The organism is Verrucomicrobiia bacterium (genome assembly GCA_019634625.1).
Classification (GTDB): Bacteria; Verrucomicrobiota; Verrucomicrobiia; order Limisphaerales; family CAIMTB01; genus CAIMTB01.
Map to the genome: position 1 here is coordinate 43,226 of JAHCBA010000006.1, position 13,919 is coordinate 57,144.

Below are 13,919 nucleotides of genomic sequence, written 5' to 3' on the forward strand. Positions count from 1 at the left end.
GGCTTCCTGAAGGCGGGCGTTGATCGAATGGGGATGCGCTTCCACCTCGAACCCCGCGGCCCGCATGGCCGCCTCGACGCCCGGGGGCGCCTGCGACCGCGAGATCGGCATCGAGCGTGACCACGGGTTCCGCATACCGGTCTTCGCGGCGGGTCAGGAGCCGCGATGGCGGGAAAGGCTTTCGGGATGCCGGGCCCGGGTGGAGGCGACGTCGTAGGTGATGAGGCACTTCAGGTAGAGATCGTGAAGGCAGTTGTCCATCAGCACCATGCCGTCCTTGCGGCTCATCTGGATGACATTGTCGAGCTGGTGAAGGTGGCTTTCGCGGATGAGATTGCGGACGGCGCCGTTGGCGAGGAGGAGTTCGTAGGCCAGGACGCGGCGGTTGCGGTCAACGGCGGGAAGCAGATCCTGGGCGATGATCCCCTGGAGGGAGTTGGCAAGCTGGAGGATGATCTGTTTCTGCATGGAGCCCTCGAAGACGCCGATGATGCGTTCGAGGGCGTGGGCGACGCTGGGGGAGTGGAGGGTGGCAAGGACGAGGTGTCCGGTCTCGGCCGCGGTGAGGGCGGTCGCGACAGCTTCGTGGTCGCGGATCTCACCGACGACGATGACGTCAGGGTCCTGGCGCAGGACGTGGAGGAAGGCGCGATTGAATGATCGGACATCGGTGAGGACCTCCTGCTGGACGACGATGGCTTTCTTGTTGGGGTGAACGAATTCGACGGGGTCCTCGATGGTGACGATTTTGCAGCGGCGCTCGGTGTTGATGAGATCGACGAGGTAATTGAGCGTTGTGGTCTTGCCGGCACCGGTGGCGCCGGTGATGAGGATGAGGCCGTTGGGTTTGAGGGCGAGTTCGTCGAGTTTGGCCGGTAATCCGAGGAACTCGCGGGAAGGGATGTGTTCCCCGCAGAAGCGCAGGCTCATTTCGGGCAGGCCGTTGTGGCGGTAGAACGTGGCCCGGATGCGGCCTGCGATCTCGTGGCGGATGGAGACGCAAAGTTCCCAGTCGTGATCGAATTTCCTGCGTTGGTGCTCGTTGAGGAGACTGTCCGTCATCTCGGTCAGGTCCCCGCCGGTGAGAGCGTCGGCGTCGGCCAGGATGATCTCGCCATTGACGCGGTAGGCGGGGGGAACTCCGACGACGAGGTGGAGATCCGAGGCTTCGCAGTCGGCGGCGCCCTGGAGGAGTCGATCGAGCTTGGGATGGGTCATCGGGAAAAGAGCCGGCGCCACCAGCCGGCGAAGCGTCGGCCGAGGCCGGTGGATTGTGCCTTGTGTCGGCCGTTGTGAGCCTGGCTGCACAGCGGATTGATCTGGAGAGCCTGCTCGAAGGAGCGGCGTGCGCTGTCGGCGTAGCCGAGGGCCAGTTCGCATTCGCCCCGTTGGAGCCAGAGGATGAACCGGGTGGAATCCCATTCGAGGGACTGCCGCAGGAGCTGGAGGGCCTGGGCGAACTGGGCGTGGAAGATGCGGACCCGGGCCGCGAGCCAGGTGACGAACCAGTCACGCGGAGCCAGGCCGATGGCCTGGTCCAGACAGTATTCCGCCCGATGTTCCCTGCGGGCGAGGAGCACGTCGGCCCGGGCGAGCCAGACGAACGGGGAATGACCGCGTTCCTCGAAGGCGGCATCGGAGAGGGCGAGCGCCTCATCGAGGTCCCCGAGGCGGCCGAGGGCCACGGCCTTGGCGGCGAGGAGTTCAGCGTGGTTGGGGTGGACCTCGAGGGCTTTGTCGGCCCAGGCCTTCGCCTCCCGGAATTCCCCCAGTTCGATGAGCATACGGACCTGCCCGGTCCAGGCGGCGGGGCTCCTGGGGTTTTCCTCGAGAGCACGGGCGTAGAGGCGGAGGCCCAGCTCGAAATCGGCCGTCTCGAAGGCGCGCCGGGCTTCCTCCAGATAGTACGCCTCGTCCTTGACGGTCTCCTGAGGCGTGAGGGAAGCGTCGTCGTCCTGGCCTTCAAACTCGAGGTTGCGGAAGCGGCTCATGGTGTCGTGAGGATCTGCGGCCGGTGAAACCAGCGGTGGAAGGCCACGCCGCGGAGGTTCTCATGCGGAATCAACGCGTGACGGAGTGCGATCTCCCGAATCGTCGTGTCGTCGATGCCGGCGGTGTTCACGGTCACTTGAAGACGCGGCCAGACGAACCAGTGATCCGGGGGAACCGTCCATGAGCCTTCGGTGGGCATGCCGTCCTGGCGGGGGTGGGCGACGGTGCCGACCCGGACCGCGGACGCCGAGAAGGTGATGGTATCTCCAGGGAGGGCGAGCGCGGGAGCGATGCTGGTGCCGGCACGCACGATCACCCCCCCGCCGGCGTGGGTGGTGGTCTGGTGGACGATCCAGGTGCCCCGCAGGACGGCGCCCGGATTGCGGGTCGGGCGCACGACGACGAATCCCTGATCGGTGACAATGGGGGCGAAGAGGGTGCGATGCGTCAGTTCCTGGACGGGCAGCCAGATGAACACGAGGAGCCCGAGGACCACCGCCAGGGCCCCGAGAATCCGGTAGTGAATGGGGAGTTCACGGAGCCAGGGACTCAGGAGATGCACCACGCTGATGGGATGAAGCGAGATGGCGAGTCCGAGAATGACATTTCCTGCGGTCCCGCCGAGGAAGGCCAGACCCAATAGCAACAGGGCCGGGAATGCGGCGGTGAGGGTCCAGCCGATCGCGGGGCGGCCGTGGACGACAAAGGCGTACCCGGGCACCCCGAGACCGAGGAGCAACCGGCCCGCGCCCATCTGTCCGGGGGTGGGAATGCGGCGGACGCGCGTGGCGCTGAGGACGGCGTGTCCGGCTTCCCGGGCGGGCGCGTACCAGGGTGCGCGGGGCGGGTAGAAGCGGGAATGGGAGTCGCGCATGCGCCGGATGACGTGGGTGAAGGGGTCCCTCGATCAAAGGATCCACGGCGCGTAGAGGACGAGGTAGAGGACCAGGCCGACGCCCAGTCCGACGCCCGCCGTGGCGATCAGGCGGGTTCGGGGTTGGGCATCCCGGAGCTTGCGTTGCGCCACGGGGCGCAGGAATTCGGAGGCACTGAGGATGTGCAGGCCGGCCGCGAGGCCGAACCAGAGATAGGAGGAATCGAACTGCACGGCATCGAACCCTGAAAAGGGAATGCGAATGCGAAGCACCGTCGCCTCGCCACCGCCCTGGTCTCGAAGGATCAGGAACCGGTGCAGGGCAAGCATCCAGATGGCGAGGCAGGCGAGTCCCGGAAGGCGCTGGCCGCGGACCCAGAAGGGCAGGCCCGGGACGAGGACCACGAGGAGTCCGCGCAGCCCTGCCAGGGCCGCCAGGGCGGTGCGTTCCGCACGCACTGCGACCCTGGCGCGCCGTCCCACCCAGACCTTTCCCGCGCGCGGCGGGTAGTACGGTGCGTCGGGTGGGGTCATTCGCGGCATGGCGCGGGTGGAATCGGCGGGGTCAGTGGTGCTGGTCGAGGTTGTAGCGGACCTGTCCTCCGGGTTCGTAGAATTCGCTGGTGAGACGCTGCTCCTTCAATTCGCCGACAATCTCCTGGAAGACCTTGATGGCGTCGAGGCAGCTCCTGCCTTTGTGCCCCTGGACATGGATCTCGACGGAACCGTCCGGGCCGATGGTGATGTCGTATTCGCGCTGGGGCATGGGGAGGTGGGGAGGTGGGGATGGGAGGAACCCGGGACACGCGACGGCTCAATTGCCTTCCCAGTGACGGACCTTGAGGCGGATGGCCTGGTTCTCATCGACCTGTTCCTCGACGACGTTGTAGCCGCGGGAGCGCATTTCATCCATCAAACGCTGGTAAACGTACTGCTGGACGACGCGCTGGGACAGTTCCTCGCCCAGGGCGCGGAGTTCGGCGTCGGTGTGGCCCTCGCCGGTGACGCAGACCGAGGCGCGGCCGCGGGAATCGCGCGAGAAGACGACCGTGACGTCGTCGCGGGTGAGGCGGAGGCGCTGGTCACGGCCGAGGGAACCGGTGACGATCTCGCTTTGGGCGATTTCGAGTTCGACACGCCGGGTGGCTTCGACGCCTTGCGAGACGAGGGCACGCGCCTCCGCCGTGACCTGGTAGCCGAGGGAGACACCGGCGGCGGTGACGGCGGCGCTGAAGGCGGGCCAGGCGGCGATGACGACGGGGGCGAGGATGCAGACGGCGCTCATGGCGTGGGAGGGAGGGGGTTGTGGAAGGCGTGGGATGAGGCGGGGTTCACGGGCCGGCCATGCCGGGATGGGCGGAGGGCGAAGGGACCGGGCATGGCGACGGGAAGCAGCACGTTGAATTGGACAGGACACACGGGGGAGACTCACGCCCCGGGTTAGAACTCCATTTTGCGGCTGGGGCTGGCGGGGTCCTCGCCGCGGGGGACACTGGCATTGCGGGCGCGGCCTTCGGCCCAGGTGCGGAGACGGAGGAGTTGCTCGGACATGGTCTTGGACAGGGGCACCGTCTGCCGGAGTTCGTTGAGGAGGTGGTCCGTGGAGAGTTCGACCTTTCGGTAGAACGCTTCGAAGAGCGCGCTGATGACCGCCTGTTCGATTTCGGCGCCGCTGAAGTCCTTGCTGGCTTTTACCAGGGCGTCGAGATCGAAGCCTGCATCGTCGCGACCCCGTTTCGCCAGGTGGATGCGGAAGATATCCGCGCGCTCGGACTCGGACGGGAGGTCCACGAAAAAGATCTCGTCGAGGCGCCCCTTGCGAAGGAGTTCGGGGGGCAGTTCGGAGATGTCGTTGGCGGTGGCGACGACAAAGACGGGGGCGGATTTCTCGGAGAGCCAGGTCAGGAAGGTGCCGAAGACGCGGGCCGTGGTGCCTCCGTCGGTGGAACCGGAGCCGCGGGAACCGGCGAAGGCCTTATCGATTTCATCGACCCAGAGGATGGTGGGGGCGACGGATTCGGCGACGGCGATGGCGCGGCGGACATTCTCTTCGGAGGAACCCACCAGCGATCCGAACATGCGGCCCATATCGAAGCGGAGGAGCGGAAGGCGCCACTGGCGGGCAACGGCCTTGGCGCAGAGGCTCTTGCCGCAGCCCTGGACGCCGAGCATGAGAATCCCCTTGGGGGCGGGCAGGCCGAAGGTGTGGGCCTCGGCGGTGAAGGCGACGGCGCGCTTGGTGAGCCAGTCCTTCAGGATGGGCATGCCACCGACGTTCGCGAAGGATTCCTGGGACTGGTAGTACTCCAGGAGACCGCTCTTGCGGATGATCTGCTGCTTCTCGGCGAAGACTTCATCGACGCTTTCCCCGGAGAGGCCTCCATCCTTGATCAGGATCTTGGCGAAGACGTTTTCCGCTTCGCTCATGGTGAGACCCAGGGCGGCCTGGAGGAGGCGGTCGCGGCCCTCGGTTTGAAGGTCGATCTGAAGCTGCTTGTGCTCCCGGACATCGGCGACGATGCGGTCGAGTTGTTCGCCGAGATCTTCCCGCGCGGGGAGGGGGAAGTTGAGGACGGTGATTTCCTTGTCCAGTTCCGCGGGGATCTCGAGGACCGGCGAGACCAGGAGGATGGTCTTGTAGGAGTTCTTCAGGTGGAGGGCGATTTCCTTGAGGCGCCGGATGATGGCGAAGTTGTTCCGGGTGAGGAACGGGTGGAAATCCTTGAAGACGAAGATGGCGGGTTCGACGAGATCAATGACCTGATCCAGCGCGTTGAGGGGATCCTTGGTCGGGGCGTTGCGGGATTTCTGGGATTGAATCGAGGTGCCGGCCGTGACGACGCCGGTGCTGTAGCTCCATTCGAGAACCTTCTTCTGGCGCTTCCTGGCGATGTCATGGACGAGTTCCAGAACGCGTGCCTCCTCGCTGGTGACGAGATAGAGGACGGGGTAGCGGGCGCGGATGAGAATTTCGAGGTCGGTGGCGAAGCTCATGGGACATCGGGTCGGGTGGAAAGGGCGGAGCGCGCCCGCAGTGCCATGGCGGGGTCGCCAGGGTTGAGTCCGGCAAGGATGCAGGCGAGTTCCGGGGTCAGATTGCGGGCATAGACGGTGCCGTCGGGAAGGATCAAGAAAACGGTGGAGGAACCTTCCGGGCGGACGGAATCCGGGTGCGGGCGACGGGGCGTTGTTGGGTCCCCTGGCGGAACGGGTGGAGCCGGGGCGCTTTCGTTCATGGGACAAGACGGAGCTGGTGTTGATGGGCGATGGCGAGGGCCTCGTTCCATTCGTCCGGAGGCACTGGTTGTCTGAGCTCGGCGTGCCGATGGGCCTGCCAGGCGGGCCAGAAACCGGAGCGAAGACTGACCTTGGTGTGGGGGAGATGCGAGGCGAGCCACCGGGCGATGGGCTGCCAGCAGCAGGTGAGATGACCGGGCATCAGGAGATGGCGCACGATCAAGTCCCGGGCCGCTGCGTCGGACGCCATCCAGAGGAGATTCGAGGTGACGACGGACCAGGCGTCGGCCGCGATGGGAATGGCGGCGAGGCGTTGGGCGCAATCGGGGTTGCCGAATTTGAAGTCGGGAAGCCAGACATCGACGAGGCCCGCAAGCAGGGGACGGACCGGGTCGGTGAAGCCCGCATTGGTTTTCAGGACGAGCGGGGCGTCCTCAGGGAGGGCGGCGATGAGTTCAAGGAGGGCGGGAAGATGGATTGTGGGTTCGCCGCCAAGGATCATGAGCGTGCGGGCCCCGCGGGCCAGGGCCTGGCGGGCGAGGCGGGTGAGACGGGGCAGTGGGAGGGGCGATCCGGCCCGGGGGTTCCAACTGGGACCGCCGGTGATGCAGAAATCGCAGCGGAGATTGCATCCGCTGAGGGAGACCGCGAAGGAGGGGAGAAGTTCCAGTTCGTCGGAAACGTCGGTTTGGGCGGCAAAGAACCGGGCGTCGGGACCGGCATGACAACGGCCGCCGGGTCCGTCGAGGCGCGGGGCACCGCATCGGTGGAGACAGAGGGAGCAGGCGGAGAGGAGTGAGAAGGCGAGGGGAACCCGCTGGCGGGCGAGCGCGGCCCGGGAGGCGCGATGGCGAGGGAGCGGCGGTGCGGAACGCGCGTTCATCACCCGGTCTCCCGTGGCGTCGGGATGCTCTTGCGACCCGGGTTGGGCATCGCGGGCTGCCCGGAGGGAGCGTGGGGAAGGATGGGCGGCAAACACGGTTAGAGTTCGAGCCGGCCCATGCGAGGACGTTGAGCGGCAGTCCGGGTGCGGCGGTCGTGGAGGGTGGTCTGGACAAGGAGGATCAGCCAGCTCGCGGGGGCGGCGGCGGCAATTCCGGGTGTGAGCTGCCATCCGCAACTCAAGGCGAAGGGCGCGACGATGCAGGCGGCGGCGATCAGGGCTCCGGTGGCCGCGGAAACCTCGGCACTGCCGAAGAAGAGGTGGAAACGCTGGAACCGGTTGAGGAGGAACCACGGGACCAGAAGTCCGAGCAGGGCGCCCGCATTCGTGAGGATGCCGCCGGGGCCGTGGCGAAGGATCCAGGCCAGGATCACCCCGGACGCCACACCGCAGGCCAGATAATGAATGATCATGCGGGCGGGGGACCAGGCGCGCTCGACGCCGGGTCCGAGGAAGAGGATGAACAGCGAGCCGAAGAAGGCGTTGAGCGGGTCGCCGGACACGAGGCAATAGGTGACGAGACGCCACACCTGGAAGCCGGACAGCGCGGAAGCATCGAGCGCCAGGGCGGTGCCGAGGTCCAGGCCGGTGAGGGCGCGCAGCAGGGCCAGGGCGACGAACCCCAGGGCGTGGAGGCTGGCGAGGAGTCGGGTGCCCGGCGGGAGGGATTGCCAGAATGCCTTCACGGGAGGGGGGGATGGGTTACGTGGCGAGGGGCAGGTGTCTTGCGACTCTCCGGGCGGGCCATGGAGGGCGGTGAATCAGGGCGCGTGGCCGAGGAGGCGCCGCCACCACGAGGCCGGCTTGGGCGGAGGTTCTGCGGTGAGCGAAGCGGCCAGGCGTCGGGCGAGTTCCGGAGGGGGCGGTGTGACGCTGCGATCGGCGCGGAGAGCGTCCTCCGCCGTGGGGAAGATGCGGTCGTCGGAGTGGGTTTGGGCCGACGCGGCGAGGTCTTCCTCGTGAGAGGGATTGAGGCGGGATTCGTGCTTCATAAGGCCGGCGGGCGGGGCTAGGCGGTGGCGGCGAAGGCGATGGCGAAGGCTTTTCGGGCCCGATGCAGCTTTCCACGGACCGCGTCCGTGGATTGGTGGGTCAAGGCCGCGATCTGATCGTAGGCGAGGCGTTCGTCCGCAATGAGGAGGAGCAGGAGCCGGTACTCCTCGGGGAGACGGGCCATGGCCCGGGAAATCCGTTCGCCGAGTTCCTTGACTTCGAGGATTCGGAGCGGGGAATCCCCCGGGTCGGGGGCGTCGTTCCAGAGGGTTTCATCCGAGGAGGGAACCAGGTTCCGGGCGGCCCAACTGGCGGCGAGATTGCGACAATGATTGATGGCGATGCGATAGAGCCAGGTGCGCCAGGCGGCTTCGTGGCGAAACTGGCCGAGGTGACGCCACGCCTTGAGAAAGACGTCATGGGTGACGTCCTGGGCGCGGGCGGGGTCGCCGAGGTAGCGGAGGGCCAGGTAGTGGATGGCTTGGGAGTGAGCCCGGTACAACGCGGCGAAAGCGTCGGAGCCGGGGGTGGCCGGTTCCACGGGCGGGGCCGGTGGGGGGGAGGGCGGGCTCACGCTCGCAAGGGCGGACATCAGGAATTGGACAGGGCCGGGCCGAGGGTGTCACGCGAGGCGATGCGAAGCAATGGGGTCAAATCACTACTTTTACAATCTCACCGGGAAGGGTTGCTTGTACGGATCTGACCCCATGGCCACGGGGGATCAGGCGGCGGCGGGGGCGGGGGCGGGGGCGGCGGAGGGATTGTTGCCGGGGGAGGAGGCGAAGCGGCGGGTGAGTTCGTGGCGGAGCCGTTCGCCGGCGAAGTCGAGGAGGATGACGATGAGAAGGATCCAGCAGAGGACGGCCGCGAATTTGTCCCATTGCTGGAATTCCTGGTAGGCGTGGAGGTGGAGTCCGATGCCGCCGGCGCCGACGTACCCGATGATGGCGGCGGAGCGGATGTTGTATTCGATCATCCAGAGGATGTGGCTGAGGATGAGGGGCCGGGCCTCGGGCCAGAGTCCGTACTGGAAGGCCTGAATGGGATGGGCGCCGGCACAGCGGAGGGCTTCGGGGACGCCGCGGTCCACGGACTCGAAGGCGTCGCTGAAGAACTTGCCGAGGTAGCCCAGGCTGTAGGCGGTGAGGGCGATGACGCCGGCGAGGGAATTGGCGCCGACGACGGCGACGGCAAGGAGGGCCCAGACCAGGCTGGGGAGGGACCGGACTCCGTTGAGCAGGAGCCGGGTCAGGCGGACCAGCCAGCGGGGGGCGACGTTGCGGGCGGCGGCGGCACCGAGGGGGACGGCGATGAGGGTGGCCCAGAAGGTGGCCATGACCGCGATGCGGGCGGTTTCGAGCAGGGCGGCGAGGGCGACGCCGCTGACGGAGAAGTCGGGCGGCAGGAACTGGGAGAGGAAGCGCCGGAGGTTGGCGAGGTGATCGAGATCGCGTCCCGAACCCTGCATGGCCGGCCAGGAGAAAATGACGGCGAGGGCGAAGAGCGTGAGGGTGACACGCCAGGCGGTGAGTCGGGGTGGAGAGGCGGCGGACGACCGGTCGCCGGGCGGTTGGGTGGGGGCCGTCATCGGGCCTCCCAGCGCCAGCCGTCGGGACGCGCGGGGTCCAGGGTGAGCAACCCGTCCGCGGCGCGTTCGGCCCGGGCGCGGTCGTGCAGCACACACACCACGGTTCGCTGGGCGACCGCGACCTCCTGGCGGAGGAGTCCGAGGACATCATCCGCCAGGCGGCCATCGAGATTGGAGACCGGTTCGTCCGCCAGGATCAGTTCGGGCTCCTGCAGGAGGGCCCGGGCGAGGGCGACGCGCTGTTGCTCCCCGCCGGAGATTTCGCCGGCACAGGCGTGGCGCAGGTGGTTCAGGCCAAGACGATCGAGGAGGGGGCCGACGCGGGCGTATTCCCGGGCGGGGAAACCGGCGAGGGTGCGCCACCAGGGGAGGCGGCCGAGGGCTCCGCAGAGGACGTTGCGCTCGACCGTGGCGGTGGGCGTGAGGCGCCAGTCCTGGAACACCATCCCGGTGCGATGCCGGTAGGTGCGGGGGGAATGTTCGCAGTTGAACCGGCAGCGCAGGGTGATCCGCCCGCGGCAGGGTGTGAGCAGGCCGAGAAGGCAGGCGAGGAGGCTCGATTTGCCAATCCCCGAGGGACCGAGGACTGCAATGAACCGCCCGCGGGGAACGTTCAGGCTGAGACCGTCGAACAGGCGCCGTCCGCCCCGGCCGCAGCCGAGTTCCTCGACCAGGATGTGGGGGACGACGGACGCGGTCATGAGCGGGACAGATTCTATTCGCCGCGGGCCAATCTCAAGGCCGCATCGAGGCTGGCGACGTGGGCCTCCTCGTCCACCTCGACCAGGCGGGCGACGAAGAGGCGGTCGCGGAGGGCGGTGCCGGCGGGCTCGTTGAAGCGCAGAAAGGCCCGCTTGAGGGCCTGCCGGTCCGGTTCGGAGACGCGGTGGCTCACGGCGAGGACATGGGTGGGGACGGGGCCCTGGGAGCAGACCTTTTTCAGGCGCTGCCGCTGGTCGGCGGTGAGGTGTTTGTCTTCATCGAGGACGTAGTAGCTCACGGCGGCGGCTTCGGCCTCGCCGCGGAGGACACGTTCGATGGCCGAGACGTAACCGGTGCCGAAGGAGACGTTGCCGGCGCCGAAGAACTCCTCCGGTCGGCCGCGGGCGGAAACGAGGCCGCGCTGGTACAGATCGTACAGGGGCACGACGAACCCGGAGGTGCTGGTGCGGGAGGCGAAGGCGACCGGTCGTCCCCGGAGATCTTCGACCGACTGGTAGGGCTTTTCCCGGAGGGAGACCCAGTAACTTTCGTAGGTCGTCCTGCCCGCGATCTCGACCGCGAGGAGGAGGTTGCCCGACCGGCTGCGGCGGGCGTTGACCAGGTCGGTGGCGCTGACGAAGGCCACGTCGATGGTTCCGTTGGCCAGGCCTTCATTGATGACGGCGCCGGAGAGGGGGACGACGACGTCCACGGGCTTTCCCAGGGCCGTGGCGAGGAAGGTGGCGGTTGCGCGCCGTTCCTCGATCATGGCGTCGGGGTCCTTGTCGGGTTTCAGGGCCACGATGGCCCGGGCCTTGGAGAAGGTTTCAGCGGCATGGGTGTCGGGGGTGGCCGGGCTGAAGGCGGCGACGGCGCAGGCGGAGGCAAGGGCCAGCGAAAGCGGGAGGGCGGGCCCGGGGAGACTGGGGCGGCCGGGGTGGCGGGAGGCCGGCAAATGGCCTTCCACCGTTGCGAGGCGGGCCAACGAACGACGCATCATGGCGGAAAGGCTTGGCGGACGACCTGGGAAAGCGCTGCCGGTGCGTTGCGAAATCCTGCCGCTGGATTGCCACCGTGACGGGATGGCGCGAGGCAACGGTTCGTCGTGCACGGGGCCATGCCACCCCACGAATGGAGGGTGCCGGGTGCCTGCCCCGGCCCGGTCCCGCGTCGCCCGGGCCGGGCTTGAACCACGGTCACGCCCGGAGGGAATCGGGGCTGCGGAGGACGGTCTGGAGAGCGACGAGGGTGCCGGCGAAATAGACGAACTGCTGAAAAGCCCCGTTGAATTCGCCGGTCAGCCATTGTCCGAAGCCGAGCTGGACGAAGACGAAGAGGCTCCAGGCGAGGGCTGCGGATAGGAAGCGGGGTGTGCGGCTGGCGAGGAACTCGCCGGTGACGAGGGCGGCCAGGGCGAGTCCGAGGGCAAGGAGTTCGCCGGCGACGAGGAGCCAGAACAGGGCGGGCAGGCCTGGGAACGAGGCAAGAAAGGTGCCGCCGAATTTCTCCGGGAACCATGCAGGCATGCCGCCCAGGAGCTTGCCGATGCCGGCGAAGCCCCAGACCATGAGGAACAGGAGATTGATGGCGAGCAGGGTGGCGCGCCGGATCAGTGCAGGACTGAGGGGATGGGTCATGCTTGTACGAACTTCACCAGGCGTTCCTTCTCGGCCTTCCTGCGCTGGTTCTCGTCGAGGACCTTCTTGCGAAGGCGGAGGTGGTGGGGGGTGGCCTCGACGTATTCATCCACGTCGATGTATTCGAGGGCGCGTTCGAGGCTGAGCTTGAAGGGGGCGTTGAGCTGGATGCCCTTGCCGTCGCCCTGGGAGCGCATGTTGGTGAGCTTCTTCTCCTTCACCGGATTGACCGGGATGTCGTTCTCGCGGGCGTTTTCGCCCACGATCATCCCGACGTACACGGCCTCGCCGGGCTCGACCATCAGGCGTCCGCGTTCCTGGATCATGTTGAGGGCGTAGGCGGTGGCCTCGCCGGAATCCATCGAGACCAGGGATCCGTTCTTGCGGGCGGCAATCTCGCCGCGGTCGGAGCCGTATTCGTGGAAGAGATGACTCATCACGCCGTGGCCGCGGGTCAGATTGACCAGGTCCGTCTCGAAGCCGATCAGGCCGCGCATGGGGATGAGGGCCTCGATGGACACGTGATTCGACACGTGGGTCATGTTGGTGATCTGGGCCTTGCGGAAGGAGAGGTTCTCCATGATGGCGCCCAGGCTTTCGTTGGGGACCTCGACGAAGAGTTTCTCGATGGGTTCGAGCGGTTCCCCGCTCGGGCCCTTCTGCCAGAGGACCTCGGGACGCGACACCAGCACTTCGTAGCCTTCGCGGCGCATCTGCTCGACGAGGATGGCGATCTGCATCTCGCCGCGGCCGGAGACGGCGAAGATCTTGGGATCATCGGTCTGGGCGATGCGCAGGGCGACGTTGGTGCGGGTCTCCTTGACCAGGCGCTCCCAGATGTGGCGGGCGGTGACGAGTTTGCCGTCGGTGCCGGCGAGGGGGCCGTCATTGACGGCGAACTCCATCTGGATGGTGGGGGGATCGATGGGGATGTAGGGAAGGGCGCCGCGTTCCGGTTTGTCGGCGAGGGTTTCACCGATGAAGACGTCCTCGAACCCGGCGATGCCGACGATGTCGCCGGCGTGGGCCTCCTGGATCTCGATGCGTTTCAGGCCCTCGAAATGGTAGATCATGGTGACCTTGCCCGGGGTCACGCGGCCGTCGCCGTGGAGGCAGCTTGCCGGCATGCCGACGTGCACCTTGCCTTCGACAATCTTTCCGAAGGCGATACGGCCGAGATAATCGGAGTAGTCGAGATTGGCGACGAGGATCTGGAAACCGTCGCCGGCCCGGGCCCGGGGCGGGGGGATGTGGCGGGTGATGGACTCGAACAGCGGTTCCATGGTGCCGCTCACATGGTCGAGTTCGGCCTTGGCGTAGCCGTTCTTGGCGGAGCAGTACACGAAGGGGAAATCGAGCTGCTCGTCGGTGGCGTTGAGGGAGATGAACAGCTCGAAGACCTGGTCGAGCACCTTCTTCGGGTTGGCGTTGTCGCGGTCGATCTTGTTGATGACCACGATGGGTTTGGCGCCGGCCTCGAGGGCCTTGCGAAGGACGAAGCGGGTCTGGGCCTGGGGTCCCTCGGCGGCGTCCACGACCAGCAGGACGCCATCGATCATGTTCATGATGCGCTCGACCTCGCCGCCGAAGTCGGCGTGGCCCGGGGTGTCCACGATGTTGATGTGGAAATTCTTGTATTTGAAGGCCGCGTTCTTGGCCCGGATGGTGATGCCCTTCTCCCGTTCGAGGTCCATCGAATCCATGATGCGTTCCTCGGTCGCCTTGGCCTCGTTGGCCCGGAAGGTGCCGGACTGCTTCAGGAGACAGTCCACCAGGGTGGTCTTGCCGTGATCGACGTGGGCGATGATCGCGATGTTGCGGATGTGTTGCATGCGGAAACGGGATGTGCGGCCGGGCGTACCGGCTGTCCCCGGGGAAACGTGGCTCCTTCGGAGATCGGGACGGCAATGGCCATCCCTGGCGCTCCAGGAAGGAATGACCTCGGCCTCCACC

17 protein-coding genes are annotated in these 13,919 nt (G+C 67.1%); all 17 read right to left on the reverse strand.

What is annotated here, in order from left to right:
- Positions 1-153: 153 nt before the first annotated feature.
- Complete coding sequence (locus KF833_05225; GenBank protein ID MBX3744690.1) at positions 154-1,218, reverse strand: PilT/PilU family type 4a pilus ATPase; 1,065 nt, start codon at positions 1,216-1,218, stop codon at positions 154-156.
- Positions 1,215-1,991 carry a tetratricopeptide repeat protein gene (locus KF833_05230; GenBank protein ID MBX3744691.1) on the reverse strand — a complete coding sequence of 259 codons (777 nt, stop codon included), beginning with the start codon at positions 1,989-1,991 and terminating at the stop codon, positions 1,215-1,217. The genes KF833_05225 and KF833_05230 overlap by 4 nt, the downstream gene beginning before the upstream one ends.
- Positions 1,988-2,866, reverse strand: coding sequence for a hypothetical protein (locus KF833_05235; protein ID MBX3744692.1), 879 nt, complete (start codon positions 2,864-2,866; stop codon positions 1,988-1,990). Before KF833_05235 ends, KF833_05230 begins: the two co-directional genes overlap by 4 nt.
- 33 nt (positions 2,867-2,899) lie before the next feature.
- Positions 2,900-3,400 (reverse strand): hypothetical protein, encoded by a 501-nt coding sequence (locus KF833_05240; protein ID MBX3744693.1) that lies wholly within the window; start codon positions 3,398-3,400, stop codon positions 2,900-2,902.
- 31 nt (positions 3,401-3,431) lie between these two features.
- Positions 3,432-3,632 carry a DUF2997 domain-containing protein gene (locus KF833_05245; protein MBX3744694.1) on the reverse strand — a complete coding sequence of 67 codons (201 nt, stop codon included), beginning with the start codon at positions 3,630-3,632 and terminating at the stop codon, positions 3,432-3,434.
- A 48-nt stretch (positions 3,633-3,680) separates the two neighbouring features.
- Entirely contained in the window at positions 3,681-4,151 is a 471-nt protein-coding gene (locus tag KF833_05250; GenBank protein MBX3744695.1) for a DUF1257 domain-containing protein, read from the reverse strand.
- 155 nt (positions 4,152-4,306) lie between these two features.
- Positions 4,307-5,860 (reverse strand): AAA family ATPase, encoded by a 1,554-nt coding sequence (locus KF833_05255; protein MBX3744696.1) that lies wholly within the window; start codon positions 5,858-5,860, stop codon positions 4,307-4,309.
- Positions 5,857-5,997, reverse strand: coding sequence for a hypothetical protein (locus KF833_05260; protein ID MBX3744697.1), 141 nt, complete (start codon positions 5,995-5,997; stop codon positions 5,857-5,859). The genes KF833_05255 and KF833_05260 overlap by 4 nt, the downstream gene beginning before the upstream one ends.
- A gap of 101 nt (positions 5,998-6,098) precedes the next feature.
- Positions 6,099-6,986, reverse strand: coding sequence for a radical SAM protein (locus tag KF833_05265; GenBank protein ID MBX3744698.1), 888 nt, complete (start codon positions 6,984-6,986; stop codon positions 6,099-6,101).
- 98 nt (positions 6,987-7,084) lie between these two features.
- The gene (locus KF833_05270) at positions 7,085-7,732 is read right to left on the reverse strand and encodes a rhomboid family intramembrane serine protease (protein MBX3744699.1); all 648 of its coding nucleotides are present in this window, start codon (positions 7,730-7,732) and stop codon (positions 7,085-7,087) included.
- A 75-nt stretch (positions 7,733-7,807) separates the two neighbouring features.
- A complete protein-coding gene (locus KF833_05275; protein ID MBX3744700.1) occupies positions 7,808-8,038 on the reverse strand; it encodes a hypothetical protein in 231 nt (76 codons plus the stop codon).
- Between the two features lie 17 nt (positions 8,039-8,055).
- The gene (locus KF833_05280; GenBank protein MBX3744701.1) at positions 8,056-8,580 is read right to left on the reverse strand and encodes a sigma-70 family RNA polymerase sigma factor; all 525 of its coding nucleotides are present in this window, start codon (positions 8,578-8,580) and stop codon (positions 8,056-8,058) included.
- A gap of 180 nt (positions 8,581-8,760) precedes the next feature.
- Positions 8,761-9,627 (reverse strand): phosphonate ABC transporter, permease protein PhnE, encoded by an 867-nt coding sequence (phnE, locus tag KF833_05285; GenBank protein ID MBX3744702.1) that lies wholly within the window; start codon positions 9,625-9,627, stop codon positions 8,761-8,763.
- Entirely contained in the window at positions 9,624-10,328 is a 705-nt protein-coding gene (locus KF833_05290) for an ATP-binding cassette domain-containing protein (protein ID MBX3744703.1), read from the reverse strand. Before KF833_05290 ends, phnE begins: the two co-directional genes overlap by 4 nt.
- Positions 10,329-10,342: 14 nt before the next feature.
- Positions 10,343-11,329, reverse strand: a complete 987-nt coding sequence (locus KF833_05295; protein MBX3744704.1) for a phosphate/phosphite/phosphonate ABC transporter substrate-binding protein — start codon at positions 11,327-11,329, stop codon at positions 10,343-10,345.
- 196 nt (positions 11,330-11,525) lie between these two features.
- A complete protein-coding gene (locus KF833_05300; protein MBX3744705.1) occupies positions 11,526-11,966 on the reverse strand; it encodes a hypothetical protein in 441 nt (146 codons plus the stop codon).
- Positions 11,963-13,798 carry a translational GTPase TypA gene (gene typA, locus KF833_05305; protein MBX3744706.1) on the reverse strand — a complete coding sequence of 612 codons (1,836 nt, stop codon included), beginning with the start codon at positions 13,796-13,798 and terminating at the stop codon, positions 11,963-11,965. The genes KF833_05300 and typA overlap by 4 nt, the downstream gene beginning before the upstream one ends.
- Between the last annotated feature and the right edge of the window lie 121 nt (positions 13,799-13,919).

Coding starts and splice junctions, on each gene's coding strand:
- KF833_05225 (MBX3744690.1), bottom strand. CDS start 1,218: ATGACCCATCCCAAGCTCGATCGACTCCTCCAGGGCGCCGCCGACTGC.
- KF833_05230 (MBX3744691.1), bottom strand. CDS start 1,991: ATGAGCCGCTTCCGCAACCTCGAGTTTGAAGGCCAGGACGACGACGCT.
- KF833_05235 (MBX3744692.1), bottom strand. CDS start 2,866: ATGCGCGACTCCCATTCCCGCTTCTACCCGCCCCGCGCACCCTGGTAC.
- KF833_05240 (MBX3744693.1), bottom strand. CDS start 3,400: ATGACCCCACCCGACGCACCGTACTACCCGCCGCGCGCGGGAAAGGTC.
- KF833_05245 (MBX3744694.1), bottom strand. CDS start 3,632: ATGCCCCAGCGCGAATACGACATCACCATCGGCCCGGACGGTTCCGTC.
- KF833_05250 (MBX3744695.1), bottom strand. CDS start 4,151: ATGAGCGCCGTCTGCATCCTCGCCCCCGTCGTCATCGCCGCCTGGCCC.
- KF833_05255 (MBX3744696.1), bottom strand. CDS start 5,860: ATGAGCTTCGCCACCGACCTCGAAATTCTCATCCGCGCCCGCTACCCC.
- KF833_05265 (MBX3744698.1), bottom strand. CDS start 6,986: ATGAACGCGCGTTCCGCACCGCCGCTCCCTCGCCATCGCGCCTCCCGG.
- KF833_05275 (MBX3744700.1), bottom strand. CDS start 8,038: ATGAAGCACGAATCCCGCCTCAATCCCTCTCACGAGGAAGACCTCGCC.
- phnE (MBX3744702.1), bottom strand. CDS start 9,627: ATGACGGCCCCCACCCAACCGCCCGGCGACCGGTCGTCCGCCGCCTCT.
- KF833_05290 (MBX3744703.1), bottom strand. CDS start 10,328: ATGACCGCGTCCGTCGTCCCCCACATCCTGGTCGAGGAACTCGGCTGC.
- KF833_05295 (MBX3744704.1), bottom strand. CDS start 11,329: ATGATGCGTCGTTCGTTGGCCCGCCTCGCAACGGTGGAAGGCCATTTG.
- KF833_05300 (MBX3744705.1), bottom strand. CDS start 11,966: ATGACCCATCCCCTCAGTCCTGCACTGATCCGGCGCGCCACCCTGCTC.
- typA (MBX3744706.1), bottom strand. CDS start 13,798: ATGCAACACATCCGCAACATCGCGATCATCGCCCACGTCGATCACGGC.